The 282-nt window shown below is 62.4% G+C and carries 1 pseudogene; it reads left to right on the plus strand.

From position 1 onward, the window contains the following. Window positions 1-282, plus strand: a pseudogene (locus CH341_RS32335) (HslU--HslV peptidase ATPase subunit); the annotation flags it as partial.

A 282-nucleotide genomic window follows, 5' to 3' on the forward strand; every position in this document is an offset into this window, starting at 1 on the left:
GCATCCTGACGGAGACGGAAGCGAGCCTCGTGAAGCAATACGTGGCCCTTCTTTCGACCGAAGGTGTGACGCTGGAATTCACCGACGACGCCATCGACGCGATCGCGCGGCTCGGTGTGGAGATCAATTCCAGCGTGGAGAATATCGGCGCACGGCGGCTGCAGACCGTGATGGAGCGGATCCTCGACGAGATCTCGTTCACCGCGCCCGATCGGCATGGCGAGACGGTCACGATCGACGCCGCCTATGTGGAGGAACATGTCGGCGATCTGGCGCGAAACG

Origin of the sequence: Rhodoplanes roseus (assembly GCF_003258865.1) — a bacterium.
Lineage (GTDB): Bacteria > Pseudomonadota > Alphaproteobacteria > Rhizobiales > Xanthobacteraceae > Rhodoplanes > Rhodoplanes roseus.